Origin of the sequence: Amycolatopsis dongchuanensis, from assembly GCF_039542405.1 — a bacterium.
Lineage (GTDB): Bacteria > Actinomycetota > Actinomycetes > Mycobacteriales > Pseudonocardiaceae > Amycolatopsis_E > Amycolatopsis_E sacchari.
Genome location: NZ_BAABIB010000006.1, coordinates 49329 through 66977, shown reverse-complemented (window position 1 = coordinate 66977; position 17649 = coordinate 49329). Strand labels below are relative to the sequence as shown.

At 71.8% G+C, this 17649-nt stretch carries 20 protein-coding genes; 11 read left to right on the top strand and 9 right to left on the bottom strand.

Translation table 11 applies throughout. The annotated features are described in order from the left end of the window. The first annotated feature begins 19 nt into the window (after positions 1 to 19). Both ABFX51_RS01330 and ABFX51_RS01325 read left to right on the top strand, forming a co-directional pair. Positions 20 to 427, top strand: coding sequence for a YciI family protein (locus ABFX51_RS01330; protein ID WP_346051570.1), 408 nt, complete (start codon positions 20 to 22; stop codon positions 425 to 427). Next, positions 424 to 1560, top strand: coding sequence for an RNA polymerase sigma factor (locus ABFX51_RS01325; RefSeq protein ID WP_091514635.1), 1137 nt, complete (start codon positions 424 to 426; stop codon positions 1558 to 1560). Before ABFX51_RS01330 ends, ABFX51_RS01325 begins: the two co-directional genes overlap by 4 nt. Here the strand turns inward: ABFX51_RS01325 and ABFX51_RS01320 are convergent. Next, positions 1541 to 1906: a MerR family transcriptional regulator gene (locus tag ABFX51_RS01320; RefSeq protein ID WP_091514638.1), complete on the bottom strand. Its 366-nt coding sequence runs from the start codon at positions 1904 to 1906 to the stop codon at positions 1541 to 1543. The two genes, ABFX51_RS01325 and ABFX51_RS01320, sit on opposite strands and share 20 nt — an antisense overlap. 51 nt (positions 1907 to 1957) lie before the next feature. Between ABFX51_RS01320 and ABFX51_RS01315 the strand changes: the two genes are divergently transcribed. Then, a complete protein-coding gene (locus ABFX51_RS01315) occupies positions 1958 to 2746 on the top strand; it encodes an alpha/beta fold hydrolase (protein ID WP_091514640.1) in 789 nt (262 codons plus the stop codon). Here ABFX51_RS01315 and ABFX51_RS01310 read toward each other — a convergent pair. From ABFX51_RS01310 to ABFX51_RS01300, 3 genes are all read right to left on the bottom strand, one after another. Then, the gene (locus ABFX51_RS01310; protein ID WP_091514643.1) at positions 2743 to 3996 is read right to left on the bottom strand and encodes an MFS transporter; all 1254 of its coding nucleotides are present in this window, start codon (positions 3994 to 3996) and stop codon (positions 2743 to 2745) included. The genes ABFX51_RS01315 and ABFX51_RS01310 overlap by 4 nt on opposite strands. Positions 3997 to 4103: 107 nt before the next feature. Next, positions 4104 to 4526, bottom strand: coding sequence for a MarR family winged helix-turn-helix transcriptional regulator (locus ABFX51_RS01305; RefSeq protein ID WP_091514645.1), 423 nt, complete (start codon positions 4524 to 4526; stop codon positions 4104 to 4106). Between the two features lie 43 nt (positions 4527 to 4569). Then, on the bottom strand, positions 4570 to 6027 hold the full coding sequence (locus ABFX51_RS01300; RefSeq protein WP_091514647.1) for an NCS2 family permease: 1458 nt from the start codon (positions 6025 to 6027) through the stop codon (positions 4570 to 4572). Between the two features lie 50 nt (positions 6028 to 6077). Here ABFX51_RS01300 and ABFX51_RS01295 point away from each other — a divergent pair, with 50 nt between their 5' ends. Beyond that, positions 6078 to 6359, top strand: coding sequence for a DUF2530 domain-containing protein (locus tag ABFX51_RS01295; protein WP_245783345.1), 282 nt, complete (start codon positions 6078 to 6080; stop codon positions 6357 to 6359). 296 nt (positions 6360 to 6655) lie between these two features. Here ABFX51_RS01295 and ABFX51_RS01290 read toward each other — a convergent pair whose 3' ends face one another. Together ABFX51_RS01290 and ABFX51_RS01285 are read right to left on the bottom strand one after the other, a co-directional pair. Beyond that, positions 6656 to 9724, bottom strand: coding sequence for a sacsin N-terminal ATP-binding-like domain-containing protein (locus ABFX51_RS01290; protein WP_346051524.1), 3069 nt, complete (start codon positions 9722 to 9724; stop codon positions 6656 to 6658). Beyond that, entirely contained in the window at positions 9714 to 10481 is a 768-nt protein-coding gene (locus ABFX51_RS01285) for a DUF3027 domain-containing protein (protein ID WP_091514652.1), read from the bottom strand. The genes ABFX51_RS01290 and ABFX51_RS01285 overlap by 11 nt, the downstream gene beginning before the upstream one ends. Positions 10482 to 10531: 50 nt before the next feature. Between ABFX51_RS01285 and ABFX51_RS01280 the strand changes: the two genes are divergently transcribed. The 3 genes from ABFX51_RS01280 to ABFX51_RS01270 all read left to right on the top strand — a co-directional run bounded on the left by ABFX51_RS01280 (position 10532) and on the right by ABFX51_RS01270 (position 13529). Further along, entirely contained in the window at positions 10532 to 11308 is a 777-nt protein-coding gene (locus ABFX51_RS01280; RefSeq protein WP_346051522.1) for a glutaminyl-peptide cyclotransferase, read from the top strand. A gap of 116 nt (positions 11309 to 11424) precedes the next feature. Further along, complete coding sequence (locus ABFX51_RS01275; RefSeq protein WP_425425878.1) at positions 11425 to 13017, top strand: MFS transporter; 1593 nt, start codon at positions 11425 to 11427, stop codon at positions 13015 to 13017. A 14-nt stretch (positions 13018 to 13031) separates the two neighbouring features. Next, positions 13032 to 13529 (top strand): DUF2771 family protein, encoded by a 498-nt coding sequence (locus tag ABFX51_RS01270; RefSeq protein WP_346051519.1) that lies wholly within the window; start codon positions 13032 to 13034, stop codon positions 13527 to 13529. A gap of 294 nt (positions 13530 to 13823) precedes the next feature. Here the strand turns inward: ABFX51_RS01270 and ABFX51_RS01265 are convergent, their stop codons facing one another. Next, the gene (locus ABFX51_RS01265) at positions 13824 to 14210 is read right to left on the bottom strand and encodes a cold-shock protein (protein ID WP_346051568.1); all 387 of its coding nucleotides are present in this window, start codon (positions 14208 to 14210) and stop codon (positions 13824 to 13826) included. A gap of 148 nt (positions 14211 to 14358) precedes the next feature. Between ABFX51_RS01265 and ABFX51_RS01260 the strand changes: the two genes are divergently transcribed. Then, on the top strand, positions 14359 to 14580 hold the full coding sequence (locus ABFX51_RS01260) for a hypothetical protein (protein ID WP_091514664.1): 222 nt from the start codon (positions 14359 to 14361) through the stop codon (positions 14578 to 14580). On the opposite strand, the gene ABFX51_RS01255 is transcribed toward ABFX51_RS01260, so the two are convergent. After that, positions 14546 to 15169: an HAD family hydrolase gene (locus ABFX51_RS01255; protein ID WP_346051517.1), complete on the bottom strand. Its 624-nt coding sequence runs from the start codon at positions 15167 to 15169 to the stop codon at positions 14546 to 14548. The two genes, ABFX51_RS01260 and ABFX51_RS01255, sit on opposite strands and share 35 nt — an antisense overlap. Before the next feature lie 82 nt (positions 15170 to 15251). Between ABFX51_RS01255 and ABFX51_RS01250 the strand changes: the two genes are divergently transcribed. From ABFX51_RS01250 to ABFX51_RS01240, 3 genes are read left to right on the top strand one after another with little or no spacing between them, the layout of a single operon-like run. Next, positions 15252 to 15866 (top strand): TetR/AcrR family transcriptional regulator, encoded by a 615-nt coding sequence (locus ABFX51_RS01250; RefSeq protein WP_091514669.1) that lies wholly within the window; start codon positions 15252 to 15254, stop codon positions 15864 to 15866. Then, the gene (locus ABFX51_RS01245; RefSeq protein ID WP_346051515.1) at positions 15863 to 16822 is read left to right on the top strand and encodes a R2-like ligand-binding oxidase; all 960 of its coding nucleotides are present in this window, start codon (positions 15863 to 15865) and stop codon (positions 16820 to 16822) included. The genes ABFX51_RS01250 and ABFX51_RS01245 overlap by 4 nt, the downstream gene beginning before the upstream one ends. A gap of 25 nt (positions 16823 to 16847) precedes the next feature. Continuing rightward, positions 16848 to 17165 (top strand): DUF4190 domain-containing protein, encoded by a 318-nt coding sequence (locus ABFX51_RS01240; protein ID WP_346051513.1) that lies wholly within the window; start codon positions 16848 to 16850, stop codon positions 17163 to 17165. Between the two features lie 48 nt (positions 17166 to 17213). Here ABFX51_RS01240 and ABFX51_RS01235 read toward each other — a convergent pair whose 3' ends face one another. After that, a complete protein-coding gene (locus ABFX51_RS01235; RefSeq protein WP_091514673.1) occupies positions 17214 to 17624 on the bottom strand; it encodes a VOC family protein in 411 nt (136 codons plus the stop codon). Positions 17625 to 17649: the final 25 nt, after the last annotated feature.

Sequence of the window (17649 nt, the reverse complement as noted above, 5' to 3'; positions counted from 1 at the left end):
CAGCACCGAGGAGAACACGATGGCGAAGTACCTGCTGCTCAAGCACTACCGCGGCGCTCCCACCCCCGAGAACGACGTCCCGATGGACCAGTGGACGCCGGAGGAGATCTCGGCGCACGTCCAGTACATGCGTGATTTCGCGGCGAAGCTGGAGGGCACCGGCGAGTTCGTGGACGCGCAGGCGCTGGCTCCCGACGGCGTGTTCGTCCGGTACGACGGTGAGGGGCGGCCGCCCGTGACCGACGGCCCGTTCCCCGAGACCAAGGACCTCATCGCGGGCTGGATGATCATCGACGTCGACAGCCACGAACGCGCCGTCGAACTCGCCGGGGAGCTGTCGGCCGCGCCGGGGAAGGACGGGAAGCCGATCCACGAATGGCTGGAGCTGCGGCCGTTCCTCACCGAGCCGCCCACGGTGACCGAGTGAACGAGTCTTCGCTGCGGGAGCTCGTGCCCGCGGTGCTCGGCATCCTCGTCCGCCGCGGAGCCGATTTCGCGGCGGCCGAGGACGCCGTGCAGGAAGCGCTGATCGAGGCGCTGCGCGTGTGGCCGGCCGACCCGCCGCGGGACGCGAAGGGCTGGCTGGTCACGGTCGCGTGGCGCAAGTTCCTCGACGCCACCCGCGCGGACGCCGCCCGCCGCCGCCGGGAGGACGTCGTCGAGGACGAAGCGCCGACGGTGTCCACAGTGGACGACACGCTGCAGCTGTACTTCCTGTGCGCCCACCCGTCGCTGACCCCGGCGTCCGCAGTCGCACTCACGCTGCGCGCCGTCGGCGGGCTGACGACCCGCCAGATCGCGCAGGCCTACCTGGTGCCGGAAGCGACGATGGCCCAGCGCATCAGCCGGGCCAAGCGCACCGTCTCCGGCGTGCGGTTCGACCAGCCCGGCGACGTCGGAACCGTGCTGCGGGTGCTCTACCTCGTCTTCAACGAGGGCTACTCCGGTGACGTCGACCTCGCCGCCGAGGCCATCCGGCTGACCCGCCAGCTCGCGACCGTCGTCGACCACCCCGAGGTGGCGGGGCTGCTCGCCCTCATGCTGCTGCACCACGCGCGGCGGGCCACCCGGATCGCGCCCGACGGCAGCCTGGTGCCGCTCGCCGAGCAGGACCGGAGCCGCTGGGACACCCGGCTGATCGCCGAGGGCGTCGGGATCCTGCAGGCGGCGCTGGCGCGTGACCAGCTGGGCGAGTTCCAGGCGCAGGCCGCGATCGCCGCGCTGCACGCCGACGCCCCCACCGCGGAGGAGACCGACTGGGTGCAGATCGTCGAGTGGTACGACGAGCTCGTGCGCCTGACCGACAGCCCCGTCGTCCGGCTCAACCGCGCGGTCGCTCTCGGCGAGGCGGACGGGCCCCGCGCCGGGCTGGCCGCGCTCGCCGAGCTGGACGGTTCGCTGCCCCGCCACACCGCCGCCGCGGCCTACCTCCACGAACGCGACGGCGACCTGGCGAAGGCCGCGAAGCTGTACGCCGAGGCCGCAGCGAAGGCAACGAACCTCGCCGAGCGCGACCACCTCACCCGTCAGGCCGCGCGGCTCAACGCGCGGCTCCGGTGACGGGTTCCGCGCCCAGCAACGCAGTCACGGCGCTGCGGCGGCTGTCGAGCGCCTTCAGCTCGGCCTCGATGCGGTCCAGTGTGCCGCGCATCGCCGCGACGACGCTGGGGCACAGCTCGATGTGCGGACGGCTGCCCTTGGCGCACGGCAGCAGCTGCGCCACCGTGCGCGAGTTGAACCCGGCGTCCAGCAGAGCCCGGATCTGCGCCACCCGGACGACCGCGTCCTCGCCGTACTCGCGGTAGCCGTTGCCCGTGCGGTCCGGCCGCAGGAGCCCCTGCTCCTCGTAGTACCGCAGCGCCCTCGTGGTCGTGCCCGCCCGCCGGGCCAGTTCACCGATCCGCACACCCACCTCCGCCTTGACCTTGACGCCGACGTCAACGCTTACCTTCGCGCCATGATTTCCGCACTGCTGAAGGACATCGACGTCGTCGACGAAGGCACCGGTCCGGTCGTCGCGCTCGCCCACGGCGCGGGCGGGGGCGTCCGGGAGAACTTCGGCCCGCTCATCTCCGCGGCCGGGGACCTCCGGTTCGTCGGGCCCTACTACCCCGGCGCGGGCAAGACACCACTGGCGACCGAGCCGTTGTCACTCGAACGCCTGGCCGACACGGTCGTCGCGGCGGCACTGGAAACGGGGGCCGAACGGTTCCCCGTCGCCGGGCTGTCCCTGGGCGCGGCTGTCGCCGTGACCGCGGCCGTCCGGCACCCCTCGCACGTCAGCGGCCTGGTGCTGACCGTCGGCGTCGCGCGGCACGACGCGCAGTTGCGTGCCTACGCGACGGTCTGGCGGCGGCTGGCCGAGCGCGAGGACTTCGACGCCCTCGCCGAGTTGATGCTGCACGCGGCCGGCTCACCGGCGGCGCTGGCGGCGCTCTCGCCCGCCGACCACGCCGAGGCGGTCCGGCAGATCCGCCAGGGCTACCCGGCGGGCGGCGCGGCGCACGCCGAACTGGCCGCCCGGACCGACGTCACCCCGCTGCTCGGCGCGATCGACGTGCCGACGCTCGTCGTCGTCGGCGGGCAGGACCGGATCGTCCTGCCCGACACGGCCCGGCTGTTCGCGACGGGGATCCGCGGCGCCGAGCTGGTCGAGTACCCCGGCGCCGGGCACATCTTCAGCCCGCCGGAGGCCGCCCGCTGGGCTTCGGACGTACTCCCGTTCCTGCGCCGGGTGGTGGCTTAAGCCGCTTTCCGGGACAGCACGCGGAGCCCGGCCAGCCGGTAGCCCTTCGCGAGGCCGCCGCGGCGGGCCAGCACCGCGGCGCACGCCACGGCGGCCAGCGCGGAGACCACCCCGCCGATGTAGAACGGCGACCGGCCGCCGAAGGTGTCAGCCATCCAGCCCACCATCGGCCCGCCGACCGGGTTGCCGCCGATCAGCACGAGCACGTAGATGCCCATCACGCGGCCACGCATCTCGGGGCTGACCGCCGTCTGCACGAGCGAGTTGGCCGTGTTGAGGAACGTGATCGTCGCGAAACCCAGCGGGATCAACGCGATCCCGAACGCGAGGTAGCTCGGCATGAACGCCGCCGCGAACTCGACCGCGCCGAGCGCGAACGCGGAGATCAGCAGCAGCCGCACCCGCGGCCCGCCCTTGGTCATCCGCCGCGCCGCCATCAGCGAGCCGGTGAACGTGCCGACCGCGAGCAGCGTCGACAGCAGGCCGTAACCGTCCGCCTCGGTGCCGAACACGTTGCCCGCCACGATCGCCAGCGACGTGAAGAACGTGATGCCGAACGTGCTCACGAAGAACACCAGCACCATCACGGTCATCAGGTCCGCGCGGCCGCGCACGTAGGTGAGCCCTTCACGCAGCTGCCCCTTCGCCCGCTCGACGACCGGGCCGCGGAACAGCTTGTCCGGGTCCATCAGCGCGAGACCGGTGATCACGGCGAGGGTGCTGGCGGCGTTGGCGAGGAACATCCAGCCCGTGCCGACCCACGTGATCGCGAACCCCGCGATGGCGGGGCCGACGATGCGCGCCATGTTGAACACCGACGAGTTCAGCGCGACGGCGTTCGGGATCTGCTTGCGCCCCACCATCTCCGCGACGAACGACTGCCGCGCGGGCACGTCGAGCGCGCTGAAGATGCCGAGCACGAAGCACAGCAGGTACACCTGCCACAGCGCCACCAGGCCGGTGACGTTCAGCAGCCCCAGCACCAGGGCCTGCACGCCGATCCCGCTCTGGATCAGGATGCACAGCTTCCGCTTGTCCACCCGGTCGGCCAGCACGCCGGCCCACAGCGACAGCAGCACGGTCGGCGTGAACTGCAGCGCCACCGCGATGCCCAGCGCGATCGGGTTGTTGCCGGACAGCTCGAACACGAGCCAGTCCTGCGCGATGCGCTGCATCCAGGTGCCGATGTTCGAGACGACCTGCCCGGAGAAGAAGAGCCGGTAGTTCCGCACCCGCAGCGAGGCGAACATGCCCGGCTTCGGCTTCGGCGGCTCGGCGGCCGGTGGAGGAGCCTGACCCCGGGTAGCTGTCGTCGTCGGATGAGTCTTCGCCTGGCTACCCGTGTCTGGTCGCACCGTTACTCGTTCCCCGCCATTCTGTCGATGAGCTCGGCGGCGCGGGCGAGCACTTCCCGCTCGTCGCCGCTCAGTTCTGCCAGCTTGCGGTCCAGCCACGCCTCGCGCACGGAGATCATCTCCTCGACGAACGCCGTGCCACTGGACGTGAGCGCGACGATCGACTGCCGCCCGTCCGTCGGGTGCGCGCTGCGCTCGACGTAGCCCATGTCCTCGAGCGCGGCGATGACGCGCGTCATCGACGGCGGCTGCACGCCCTCCTTCGCGGCCAGCTTGCCGGGCGTCAGCGCCCCGCATTTGTGCAAAGTGGACAGCGCGGCGAGCTGCGTCAGCGAGACGTTCTGGTCGGTCCGCTGTGCCCGGAGCTTGCGGTTCAGCCGCACGACGGCGAGCCGGAGGCGGCTCGCCAGCTGGGGCTCACGCATTTCGGGCACATAGTTAGCATACCTTACGATCGGCGGTGCGTGCTCACCGCAGCGCGGCCTGGATCGGCCCGACGGCGAAGTACGCGACGAACGCCACAGCGATGGCCCACATCAGCGGGTGGATCCGCCGGGCCTTCCCGGTCACGGCCTGGATCACGACGTAGCTGATGAACCCGGCGCCGATGCCGTTGGCGATCGAGTAGGTGAACGGCATGACCACGATCGTGAGGAACGCCGGGAGCGCGATCGAGAAGTCCGTGAAGTCGATGTCGCGGACCTGCGCGATGAGCAGCGCCCCGACCACGACGAGCGCGGGCGCGGCGGCCTCGACCGGCACCGACTGGTACAGCGGGGTGAGGAACATCGCGGCGAGGAAGAGCACGCCGGTGACGATGTTGGCCAGCCCGGTGCGGGCGCCTTCGGCGATGCCCGAGGCCGACTCGACGAACACGGTGTTGGAGCTGGCGGAGCCGAGCCCGCCGGCGGCGCCCGCGAGCCCCTCGACGAACAGCGCGCGCCCGACGCGGGGCAGCTGCCCGTCGGGGCCGAGCTGCCCGGCTTCCTTGGCGAGGCCGGTCATGGTGCCCATGGCGTCGAAGAAGTCGGCCAGCACCAGGGTGAACACGAGCAGGATGACGGTGATGATCGGCAGCCGGGTCCAGGCACCGAAGGAGACGTCTCCGACGAGCGACAGGTCGGGCAGGCTGAGGACCTTGTCCGGCAGTGCGGGGTAGCCGAGGTTCCAGCCCTTGGGGTTGGTGCCGTTCGACGGGCCGGCGTGCACGATCGCTTCGACGACGATCGCCAGCACGGTCGTGGCGAGCACGCCGATCAGGATCCCGCCGCGGACGCGCTTGGCGACGAGCGTGCCGGTGATCAGCAGGCCGACGACGAACACCGCGGTCGGCCAGGAGGCGATGGAGCCGCTGATGCCGAGGCCGACGGGGACGGTGGTGTTGGCGGCGTCCGGGAGCCGTCGCACGAACCCGGCGTCGACGAGGCCGATGAAGCAGATGAACAGCCCGATGCCCGCGGCGATGGCGGATTTCAGCGCGGCCGGGACCGCGTTGAACACGGCCGTGCGGAAGCCGGTGAGCACGAGGACGACGATGATGACGCCCTCGATCACGACCAGCCCCATCGCCTCGGGCCAGGTGACCTGCGGGGCGATGGTGACGGCGACGAGGCTGTTGATGCCGAGGCCGGTCGCGATGGCGAAGGGGTACTGGGCGACGAGGCCCATCAGGATCGTCATGACCCCGGCGACGAGCGCGGTGACCGCCGCGACCTCGGGGACGGGCAGGATGCCGCCGAGCACGTCGCGGTGGGCGCCGGCGTCGGAGGGCGAGAAGCTGCCGATGATCAGGGGGTTGAGCACGACGATGTACGCCATGGTCACGAAGGTGACCAGCCCGCCCCGGATTTCCCTGCCGGTCGTCGAGCCGCGCTCGCTGATCTTGAAGAAGCGGTCGAGGGCCGACCGGCTGCCCAGCTGGGTCATGCTTCCGCCTTCGTGGAGGTCATCGGGAACTGGCCGGTAGCCTTCCAGGCGTGACCGACAACGGTGGGGATGGTAAAGGCTCGCTGCGCCCGGTGCCCGAGTTGCCTCGGCAACTGACGGCGATGTTCCCCCTCGTGACCGTCGGGACCGTGCTCTGGTTGGGTGGTTTTGTCGCTTTCGCCGTGCACGACTGGGGTGGGGGACGGCCCGCGTCGGTGTGGCTGTGGACGTGCGGGGCGGGGGTTGTGATCAGTCTCATCGGGATGGGCATCATGACCTGGCAGAGAACCGCCGCAAGGCGCGGTTCGAGGGCGGCCCAGACGGGGCTTTGAGGTTCGGGTCTGGTGGGGCCTGTGGGGTTTGTGGGGCTGCTGGGGCTTGCGGGCACAGTCCGCTGAGACTTGCGGGCTCAAGCCGCTGCCATCACCCGCACTGCTTCGCCGACGTCAGCAGCCACCCGCGACCGCCGCATCCACCGCACGAGCCGCCGCCAGCAGCCATCCGGCTCAGGTCAGCAGATCCGCCACCTGCGTCGACCTCGCGCGTTGCCGACCGCAGCCACCCAGCTCACCTCAGCAGCTCGGCCGCCTACATCGGCCTCGTGCGCCGCCTCCACCAGCCATCCGGCTCAGGTCAGCAGGGTCAGCGGATCCGGCTCCTCCAGCAGCGCCGCGATGAGATGCCGGTCCTCCCAGCGACCGGCCGCCCAGGCGAAGGCCCGCGCCAGGCCCTCGGGGGTGTCGGCCGCGTGATGTTCCCCGTGAAACCGGCCACTATCGACCCACCACGGCGCGTCGTGCTTGACTCCGGCCACCTCGACCGTCAACTCCTCGTGCACCACGACCCCGCCGTCGGGGAACGGGATGTCCAGCAGCTCCGCGACCAGGCGGATCGCCGTGAGTTCGGACCACGGGACGTACTCGCCCTCGGGCAGGCTCGCCGACACCAGCTCGCTCAGCACCGGCACGTCCAGCACCTCCGCCAGCCGCTCCGCCAGGCCAGGCAACCCCTCCCCGCCTGAGGCGTGCTCCGCCGGACCTCCCGGAGCCAGATCCGCGTCACCCGCGAACGGCGCCGCCGGACCTCCGGAAGCCAGATCCGCATCGCCCGCGAACCGGCCCGCCGAACCGCCGCCCGCCAGCCCCGCATCGCCCGCGAACGGCACCGCCGGACCTCCAGCCCCGGGCGCAGCCGGACCTCGGGAAGCCAGATCCGCATCACCCGCGAACGGCACCGCCGAACGTCGGGCCCCCAGCCCAGCCGGACCTCCGCCCGCCAGCTGCCTCGCCGAGCGCTCCTCCGCCGCCAGCCCCTCCGCTGCCGACCCCGCGAGAGCCACCCCCGGCCGACCCGCCCCCACGCGCCGCACCGACCCCACCTCCGGCACCGCGACCAAACGCCCCGCCGGCCACACCGCCGCCAGCCAGGGCCGGTCCAGCACCGCCGCCTGCTCCGCCGCCACGACCGAACCGTCGACCGTCCGCACGCGCTCCGGCGGGTCCAGCTCCTGCCACTCCAGCCCGGCCGCCGCCACCGCCCGGTACGCCCGCCCCACGAGCCCGGGCGCGATCACCCGCTCCGGATCGCCCAGGCGGTCCAGCACGTCGGCGGCGTCCTCGAGGTCCGCGACCACCAGCTCCGCCCGCACACCGGCCAGCGCGAGCACCTCCGGCCGCACCCCGACGTCCGGCACCGGGTCGTACAACCCCGCCAGCCCGTCCGCGTCCGGCAGCCGCCACTCCGCCGGCGCCCGCCCCGCCAGCACCGCGTTCCGCGCCAGCCACTCGCCCGACGGGCCCGCCAGCGCGTGCCACGTCTCCCGCTCCGCCGCCAGCAACCGCAGCGCCGCGGGCCACGCGTCGTCCGCGACGAGGTCCAGGTCCCGGATCCCGTCCTCGGCCACGACGAACCCGTCCACCACACCGACCGCCACAAGCGCCTCACGAGGCCATCGTGCCGCGAAATCCTCGTCCAGCAAGGAAAACGGACCGTCCTCTGTGAACACTTCGGGGTCGAAGACGTCCAGCAGCGGCGAAGTGGGCAACAACAGCTCGTCCGCCCGCCGCCACCCGTCCTCGCCCGGCAGCGCCAGCGCGCCCAGCCCCTCGGCCGAGGTGTCGGAAACCAGGCGCAACACGGCATCCGCGAGCGGCCGAGTGTCCAAACCAGACAGTGCATCTTCGACACTGCGCTCGACAGCCTCACGCAGCGCGGGCGCTTCCAGCAGATCCGCGGACTCGGCCTGCTTCGCCCCCAGCCGCTCCAGCAGCGGGTGCGCCGCCTCCGGGTGCACCAGCCGCAACCCGACGACCTCGGCCTCCGCGAGCAGGTCCAGCAACTCCTCCGAACCGCCGAACAGGAAAGCACCCCGCGGCCCGGGCAGCGTCCGCCCGTCGGCGAGCGGAACCGGCAACGCGCCGAGCTCGTCGGCCTGCACGGAATGCGCTTCCAGCAACGGGAGCAGCGCGTCGTACAGCGAGCGCCACCATGACGGCGGCCGCTCCAGCCCGGTCAGGACCTCGACGACCTCGGCCACCCCGAGCGGATCGGCGCCGACTGCCGACAGCACCCGCGCCACCTCGGGTCCGGACAGCGAAACCAGCCGCGGCACGACCTCCCCGAGCAGGTCGACGAGCTCCGGCGACTCGACGTCCAGCACGCGCGCCCCGGAGCCCGGCAGTTCTTCCTCGCGCCCCGGCAACCACGGCTGCGCCGACAACTGCCGCACCACCGCGTCCCGCAGTTCGGCGTCCACTTCGGACAACGGGAAACCGGGCCGTGGCACCATCTCCGAGCGCCGCTCAGGCGGCAGCTGCCGTACCAGCGCCGGGTACGACTCGGCGAACACCGCCAACTCGGTGCCGGGCAGCACGCGCCGCCGCGAAGGCTCCAACGGCACGTGTGCGATCAACCGCGCCGGCAGAGACATCCGCTCGTCGGTCGGCGTCGGGGCGTGCAGCACGTCAGCCGTCAGCGGCCCGTCGACCGGCACCGCCCACAGCCCGCCCGGCGCCTCCTGCGTCAGCCACCGGCGCCCGGAAACCTCGACAACACCGTCCACTTCGGACCGATCCCATACGCGGTCCGCGACCTCGACACGCGCCAGCCAGGGCAGCACCAGCAGCAGGTCCTCGACCTCGTCCGCCAGCCGCGCCAGCAACTCGGAGACGTCCACACCCTTGCGCAGCGGCAGGCGGACCTCCGTGTCGAAACCTTCGGGCACCTGCTCCTCGACCGGCCACGGCAACCGCAGCACCGGCACGTCGTCGCGCCCCACGGCCTCCCGGGTGCGTGCCTCGGAAAACGCCACCCCGCCCGTCCGCGAGATCACCCGCGGCTCGGAGGTCACCGCGAGCACGGCGGCGAACCCGACGCCGAACTGCCCGACCATGCCCTCCTTCGCCGACGCCCGCAGCGACGACAGCGAAGCCACCCCACGGGCGTCCAGTGGCGCACCGGTGTTGGCGACCCGCAACTCACCGTCCACAACGGACACCCGCAGCGTCCCGGGCGTCCCGGCGGCGAGCGCGGCGTCGGCGGCGTTCTGGGCCAGCTCGACGAACAGCCGGTCCCGGTAGGCGCCGACCCGCAGATCGCGCTCGGCGTTGGTGTCCTCGGTCAGGCGAGTGGGCGAATCCGCCCAGGCCCGCAGCACCGCGGCACGCAGGGCCTCGGTGCCGAACGGGTCACTGCTCACGCAGCGGTTCCATGTCCAGCAGCGAGTCGTCGTAGACCAGCTCCGCGACCGGCACCGACGACGTCGTCTCCACCTCGATCTCGGAATGCGCCCCGCAGCCGTACTCGACGTTCACGACGTGCCCGTCGGCAGGCGCGATCTCGTTGCCGCACACCCCGAACGCGGCCCGCAGCGAACCGGCCAGCGGCAGGTAGAAGCCGCAGGTCCCGCACGAAGCGGGCGCGCTGCGCGCCATGTCCGAACGCGGCCCGAACTCGCCGGACCGCCACCGCGAGGCCGCCTCCAGCCGCCCGTAGCGGGACAGCACCCGCACCCGGCCGAGGCCGGCCTCGTGCGCGACCTCCTCGACCGCCGGGTCGTCCGACTGGAGGTAGCCCGGCACCAGCCGGGGGTCCTCCGCGTCGGTCGGGAAGATGTCGCCGACGCCGAGGTCGCCGGGGCGCACGCGGCGCTCCCACGGCACCCACTTCGGCGCGACGAGCGCGTCCGGCCCCGGGGTCAGCACGACCTCGCTGACGGTCACCGGCAGGTCCGGGCCCGCCGTCGCGACCGTCACCGACCAGTGCCAGCCGCGGTAGCCGGGCACCGCCGCCTCGAAGAGGTGGCTCGCCGACACCGCGTCCTCGAAGTGGACGCCGGTGTGCGCGCCGACCTGCTCCGGCCCGGCCTCCTCGACCGCTGCCTCGCGAGCGAGGTCGACGGCGTCGGTGAGGGCCCGCTGGACGGAACCGTCGTCCAAGGTGAGCAGGAGCGTCATGACGCCATTGTGCAGCGGCGGATTTACCGGCGTCATGTCAGGGTAAGGCCGTGCGCATCCTGGTCTCGATCTTCCTCGCGCTGGTCACGGCTCTGACGGCCTGTGCCGCCAGCGCTCCGCGAGCGGACGGCTCCGTTCCGCGACTGCGTGCCGACGTGCTCGCGACGCTCCCGCACGACACGTCCGCGTTCACGGAGGGCCTGGAACTGGACGGCGGCACGCTGTACGAGGGCACCGGGATGGTCGGCAGCTCGGAGGTGCGGGCCGGACCGCCGGGCGCCGCGCCCGCCGTCCGGGCCGCGCTGCCCAATCCGCTGTTCGGCGAGGGGATCACGGTCGTCGGCACCAAGCTGTGGCAGCTGACCTGGCAGAACGGCGTCGCGATCGAGCGCGACGCGCACACGCTCACCGAGCTGCGGCGGGTGCCGTACGAGGGTGAGGGCTGGGGCCTGTGCCACCAGCGGGACCGGCTGGTGATGAGCAACGGCTCCAGCCGGCTCACCTTCCGCGATCCGGTCACGTTCGCCCCGCTCGGCACCGTCACCGTGCACGCGGGGAACCAGACGTTCGACCAGCTCAACGAGCTGGAGTGCGTCGGCGGCGACGTGTACGCGAACGTGTGGCAGACCGACACGATCCTGCGGATCGACGCGGCGAGCGGCGAGGTCGAGGCCCTGATCGACGCGTCGGGCCTGCTCACGGACGCGCAGCGGCAGCAGGCCGACGTGCTCAACGGCATCGCCGCGGTGCCGGGGACCGACGAGTTCCTGCTCACCGGCAAGTACTGGCCGAGCCTGTTCCGGGTGAAATTCGTGGCAACCTCCTGATCGGGCCGCCTTCTGGCCTGGTCATGAGGCAAGATTGACGCGTGGGGCGCAAACGGAAGTGGACGCCGGAGCCGGGGGCCGGGCAGAGCTGGCGCCCGGCCACGTCCACGCGCGCCATGCCGACGGAGGAAGTGCCGACCGAGGGCTTCCGGACGGCGCCGCCGCCTCCGCGTGGCGCGCGGCCGTACCCGCCGCGCCCGAGCGAGCCGCCCCGTCGCGAGCCGCCGCCCCGCCGCACCGAACCGCTGTACGAGCACTACGGCACCGACGGCTACCCGCCCGGTGGTGCCAGGCCGGAGGAGCCGCGGCAGGAGCGGCACGAGCACCGCACCGAGGCCACCGCGGGGCCGCTGCCGCGCATGCCCAAGAAGCTCACGGTCACCAGGGTCGCCGCGCTGCGCAGCCGTGAGCTGGGCGGCAAGGCGGTCGGCGCGTTCCAGCGCGCGGCGAAGGCCGACGGCGCGGACAAGTCCGGCCTGACGTCGCTGATGTACGCGGTGATGCTGAACTACGCCAGTGACGCGGCGATGGCCGTGGCGCTGGCGAACACGTTGTTCTTCGCGGCCACGAGCGGGGAGAGCAAGAGCCGCGTCGCGCTGTACCTGCTGATCACGATCGCCCCGTTCGCGGTGGTCGCGCCCGTGATCGGGCCCGCGCTCGACCGCATCCAGCGCGGCCGCAGGCTCGCCATGTGCGTGTCCTCGCTGGGCCAGGGCCTGATGGCGGCGATCATGGCGCTGCACTTCGACGACTGGGGGCTGTACCCGGCGGCGCTCGGGATGATGGTGCTGTCGAAGTCGTTCACCGTGCTGAAGTCCGCGGTCACGCCGCGGGTCGTGCCACGCGGGGTGACGCTGTCGAAGACCAACGCGAGGCTGACGGTGTTCGGGCTCGCCGCCGGTGGTGCGTTCGGCGCGGTCGCCAGCGGCGTCAACTCGCTGCTCGGCTCCGCTGGCGCCCTGTGGTTCACCGGCCTGATCTGCGTCGCGGCGGCGGTGCAGTCGATGCGGATCCCGTCGTGGGTCGAGGCGACCGAGGGCGAGGTGCCCGCGTCTCTCAAGGCGCGGCCGGGCAAGAAGAAGCGGCAGCCCCTCGGCCACGAGGTCGTGCTGGCGCTGTGGGGCAACGGCTCGGTGCGGGTGCTGACCGGGTTTCTGATGATGTTCGCGGCGTTCGCGGTGAAGGCGCACGCCGAGGCCAACGGGCAGAGCCCGTTCACGCAGCTGCTGCTGCTCGGCATCATCGGCGCCGCGGCGGGTGCGGGCGGGTTCGTCGGCAACGCGCTCGGTTCGCGGCTGCAGTTCGGGCATCCCACGCAGGTGGTGCTCGGCAGCCTCGGCGCCGCGCTGCTGTCCACGGTGCTCGCCGCCGTGTTCGCGGGTATCGCCACGGCCGCGATCGTCGGCCTGGTCGGCGCGACGGCGAGTGCGCTCGCGAAGATCAGCCTCGACGCGGTGATCCAGTCCGACCTGCCGGAGGAGTCACGGGCGTCGGCGTTCGGCCGGTCGGAGACCGTGCTGCAGCTGGCGTGGTGCTTCGGCGGGGCGGTGGGCCTGCTGCTGCCGCCGACGTACTGGATCGGCTTCCTGGTGGTTTCGGTGCTGCTGGGCCTCGGGCTCACGCAGACCGTGCTGCTCTCGCGCGGCGCGACGCTGCTGCCGTTCCTCGGCCGGAAGCGCCCCCAGCGCCCGGCGCGCACCGCTGCTTAATTAGTGTTTCGCCCATGCGGCGTAGTCGGGTCTTCGGAATCTTGGCGGCTGGTGCACTGGCACTCACGGGATGCTCGGCGACCGTCGGCCCGCCCGAGGTCACGTTCTACGGAGACGGGCACACGGTCGACACCGGCCCCGCCGTCCACTGCGACGCGCTCGTGCGCGACTGCGACCGGCACCCCGAGGACATCGCCACGCTCAAGGTGCGCAAGGGCAGGCCGGTGCAGATCTCCGTGCCGTCGGAGATCAGCGACACCCCGTGGCTGGTCAACGTGCAGTACGCGGACGCGAGCGGGAACCTGCAGGTCAAGCAGGAGTTCTTCGCCCCGGGCAGCCGCCTCGCGTACACGGCGACGCCCGGGGGCGCGGACAACCAGCTCGTGGTGGTCGAGGTCCAGCAGATCGGTGCGGCCTACGCCGCCGACCAGTCGGGCAACCCGATCCTCGACGAGAACGGCAACCCGCAGCTGGTCGCCCGCGCCTACTGGTCCCTGCAGATCCAGCCCTGAGGGCTAGAGCCCGTATCGAAGTGGTTTGCGTGGCGGAACCTGAGCCCCGCCCGCCAGCCCGACCACCACCCCCGGCGGAGGCGCTGCGCGCCGCAATGCCTCCGGCTTCGGGATCGCCGACTCATAGAGGTGCGCCAGGTCGCAGTCTTTGATCAACACTGTCGCGCTGTCTTCGCGAGGAACCGCCCACCGCCACCCTCAACGGAGGTGCTGCGCGCGGCTGACCCCCTGCAAACCCGCAGCGGTGCAAGCTGACGGCCCACAGCAAGCGGCTCCGCCGCTTCCCACCACGGCTTACGGGTCGAGGTCCCTGGCCACCGCGCGCATGACCTCGGCGATGCGCTTGGTGTTCTTCCGGTCCGGGTAGCGGCCGCGCCGCAGGTCCGGCTGGACCTTCATCTCGAGCAGCTTGATCATGTCCTCGACGAGCCCGTGCAGCTCCTCGGCGGGACGACGCCGCGCCTCGGCGACCGAAGGCGGCGAGTCGATCAGCCGGACGGAAAGCGCCTGCGGGCCGCGGCGGCCTTCGGCGACCCCGAACTCGAGCCGCTGGCCCGCCTTGAGTGCCTCTACCCCCGGAGGTAGCGCGGTCTTGCGGATGTAGACGTCCTCGCCACCGTCCTGGGTGACGAAACCGAATCCCTTCTCCGCGTCGTACCACTTGACCTTGCCGGTCGGCACTGCCCTCACCCGTTCCTTCGCTCTGCTTCGTCAGTTCGCCTGCCCTGCACGACGAACGCGCCCCGGGGCGTACCCAGGACGCGTACCGGCCAGCCTATCCCGCTATCCACCTCGGGGAGAAGTAGCCAACCGTTCTAACCTTGTGCCCATGAACGACGTCGCGAACACCCGGCAGAACAAACCTTGGCTCATGCGGCTGGGCATCGGTGTGTTCGCTTTCGGCGTACTGGCCGTGCTGGTGGTGTTCATCCTGTTCGCCGCGGGTCTGCGGGACCTGCCGCTGTGGCTGAGCCTCGTCGCCGGCGTCGCGACCCCGCTGGGGATCGTCCTCGGGTTCATCGCGCTGGTTCGGGAGCACCGAAAGCGCTGAACCAGTCCGGGAACTCCGCCAGGCTGTCGAACACGACCTCCGCGCCGGCGGCGACGAGTTCCTCCCGCGTGCACGGGCCGGTCGCGACCGCGACGGGCACCGCGCCCGCGGCGAGCGCGCCCCGCACGTCGCCGAGGTGGTCGCCCGCGTAGGCCCGCGCCCCGTGTTCGCGCAGCGCCACGGCCTTGCCCGCGGCCCACAGCTCGCCGACCACGACGTCCACCTCGAAGCCCAGCGCCTTGATGTGCCGCACGGCGTTCGGCCGGTACTTGCCCGTGACGACGACAGTCCGCCCGCCCGCGCGGCGCACCGCTTCGAGCGCCTCGTGCGCGCCCGGCAGTGCGACCGTGCCGGGCACGACGATCTCGGGGTAGAGCTCGCGGAAGCGCGCGACCAGCTCGGGGATGCGGTCCTCGGGGGCGCCGAAGTCCCGCAGCACCATGTCCAGCGGCGGGCCGAGGTTGCTCGCGAAGTGCTCGCCGTCGAGGGGCAGCCCCGCCTCCTCGCCGAGCGCGTTCATCACCGAGGCCATGCCCGGTCTCGGGTCGATCAGAGTCATGTCCAGGTCGAAGCCCACCGTCATCCCCACGTCCCCCACCGTACGGTCTTTACATCGCGTCCGATCGGGTCAAGTTGTTTGACATCTCTTCTCCTTGTGTCAAGCTGCTGCTGTGTCGGACATCACCTCGTCGTTCACCGAGCGCACCAAGGCCTCGCTGCGGGAGACCCTCCTCGAGGCCGCGACAGCACTGCTCGCCGAGCACGGGCACGCCGGGCTGCGGATGGCGGACGTCGCCGCGGCGGCGGGGGTGAGCCGGCAGACCGTGTACAACGAGTTCGGCAACAAGACCGCGCTGGTCGAAGCCGTCGCGCTGCGCACCACCGCGGAGTTCCTCGAAGGCATCCGCACCCTGTTCGAGGACGCGCCGGACCTGCTCACCGGCATGCACCGCGCGGTCGTCTTCACCATCGAGCACGCCCGCGAGAACAAACTGGTCGCCGCCGCGCTGGGGACCACCGCCGGGGAGGACCTGCTGCCCCTGCTCACCACGAAGGGCGAGCCCGTGCTGTCCGCCGCCACGGAACTGGCCGCCGCCCGCTACCTCGAGTTCCTGCCCGCGCTCGACGAGCCGACCGCGCGCCTGCTCGCCGAGACCGCCAGCCGGCTGGCCCTGAGCCACCTCGTGCTGCCCACCCACCCCGCCGCGGAGGCGGCGGATATGGTGTGCGCCGCGCTCGGCCCCGCCATCGCCGCACATTCGTCCACATTGGAGTGTGAGAAATGACCGGAACCCTCGTCCCCCACCGGACCGGCTTCGCCTCGCTGCGCCGCGGCGGGCTCAACTGGGACTCCTTCCCGCTCCGGCTGTTCGTCAAGGGCAACCGGAGGTTCTGGAACCCCGCCGACATCGACTTCTCCGCCGACCGGGCCGACTGGGAGTCGCTCAACGACGAGGAACGCCGGTCGGCGACGTACCTGTGCGCCCAGTTCATCGCCGGTGAGGAGGCGGTGACCGAGGACATCCAGCCCTTCATGAAGGCGATGGCGGCCGAGGGCCGCTTCGGCGACGAGATGTACCTCAGCCAGTTCTGCTTCGAGGAGGCCAAGCACACCGAGGTCTTCCGGCGCTGGATGGACGCGGTGGGCCTGACCGAGGACCTGACGTCGTACGTGTCGGAGAACCCGCACTACCGCAAGCTGTTCTACGAGGAGCTGCCCGAGTCGCTGAACCTGCTCGCCTCGGATCCCAGCCCGCTCAACCAGATCCGCGCGAGCGTCACGTACAACCACGTCATCGAGGGCAGCCTCGCGCTCACCGGGTACTACGCCTGGCAGAAGGTGTGCACGAAGCGCGGCATCCTGCCGGGGATGCAGCAGCTGGTGAAGCACATCGGGGACGACGAGCGCAGGCACATGGCATGGGGCACGTTCACCTGCCGCAGGCACATCGCCGCCGACGACTCGCTGTGGGAGGCGGTGCAGCAGCGCATGGGTGAGCTGCTGCCGCACGCGCTGGGCATGATCCAGTGGGTCAACGAGCAGTTCGAAGAGCCGCCGTTCGAGAACGACCCGCAGGAGTTCGTCACCTACGCCGCGGACCGCGCGCAGCGCCGCCTCGGGGCGATCGAGTCCGCGCGGGGTGTGCCGGTCGAGCAGATCGACCTGGACTACTCGCCGGAGCAGCTGGAGGAGACCTTCGGCGAGGAGGACGCGAAGGCGTTCGCCGAGTCGGTCGGCTGAGGCGCGGCTGAAATCGGCGGGCCGGGTGCGGCGGCTTTTCGTCCTGAATGCTCAGCCGCCGTACGCCGCCCCGCAGCAGCAACCGGGCAACGGGGTCGCCATCGGCGGGATGGTCACCGGCATCGTCGGCCTCGTGTTCGGCTGGTTCCCGGTCCTCGGGTTCATCCTGGGCGCGGTCGCCGTCGTCCTGTCCGGCGTGGGTATCCACAACGCCAACACCAAGAACGCTTCCGGACGCGGGATGGCGGTCGCGGGCCTCGTGTGCGGGATCCTGGCGCTGCTGTTCGGCCTGTTCTGGATCCTGGTCATCGGGGCGGCCGCCTCCAGCGCCGGCGTCCACTGAAGCCCGAAACCGGAAGGCGGGTGCGGCGGCTGCCGCACCCGCCCGGGTTCAGGCCTGCTGGGCGATGTCCACCAGCCAGTGCACGCCGAACCGGTCGACGCACGAGCCGAACTCGTCACCCCACATCTGCTTCTCCAGCGGCGTCTCCACCGTGGCGCCGTCGGAGAGCTTCTCCCAGTACCCGCGCAGCGTCTCCGCGTCGTCGCCGCTGAGGGACACGCTGACCGTGTTGCCCTGGCTGTGTTCCATGTTCGGCGGCAGGTCCGAGCCCATCAGCGTCAGGCCGCCGTCGGTCTCGAGCTGGCCGTGCATGATCTTGTCGGCCAGCTGCTCGTCGGGCGCGCCGAACTCGCCGAAGGTGCTCAGGTTCAGCGTGCCCCCGAACACCCGGTGGTAGTGCTCCATCGCCTCCCTGGCGTTGCCCTTGAAGTGCAGGTACGGATTGAGCCGGACTGTCATCGCCTTACCTCCTGGGTCGCTCGCT

Coding starts and splice junctions, on each gene's coding strand:
- ABFX51_RS01330 (WP_346051570.1), top strand. CDS start 20: ATGGCGAAGTACCTGCTGCTCAAGCACTACCGCGGCGCTCCCACCCCC.
- ABFX51_RS01315 (WP_091514640.1), top strand. CDS start 1,958: ATGATTTCCGCACTGCTGAAGGACATCGACGTCGTCGACGAAGGCACC.
- ABFX51_RS01310 (WP_091514643.1), bottom strand. CDS start 3,996: ATGTTCGCCTCGCTGCGGGTGCGGAACTACCGGCTCTTCTTCTCCGGG.
- ABFX51_RS01305 (WP_091514645.1), bottom strand. CDS start 4,526: ATGCGTGAGCCCCAGCTGGCGAGCCGCCTCCGGCTCGCCGTCGTGCGG.
- ABFX51_RS01300 (WP_091514647.1), bottom strand. CDS start 6,027: ATGACCCAGCTGGGCAGCCGGTCGGCCCTCGACCGCTTCTTCAAGATC.
- ABFX51_RS01285 (WP_091514652.1), bottom strand. CDS start 10,481: ATGACGCTCCTGCTCACCTTGGACGACGGTTCCGTCCAGCGGGCCCTC.
- ABFX51_RS01275 (WP_425425878.1), top strand. CDS start 11,425: ATGCCGACGGAGGAAGTGCCGACCGAGGGCTTCCGGACGGCGCCGCCG.
- ABFX51_RS01270 (WP_346051519.1), top strand. CDS start 13,032: ATGCGGCGTAGTCGGGTCTTCGGAATCTTGGCGGCTGGTGCACTGGCA.
- ABFX51_RS01260 (WP_091514664.1), top strand. CDS start 14,359: ATGAACGACGTCGCGAACACCCGGCAGAACAAACCTTGGCTCATGCGG.
- ABFX51_RS01245 (WP_346051515.1), top strand. CDS start 15,863: ATGACCGGAACCCTCGTCCCCCACCGGACCGGCTTCGCCTCGCTGCGC.
- ABFX51_RS01235 (WP_091514673.1), bottom strand. CDS start 17,624: ATGACAGTCCGGCTCAATCCGTACCTGCACTTCAAGGGCAACGCCAGG.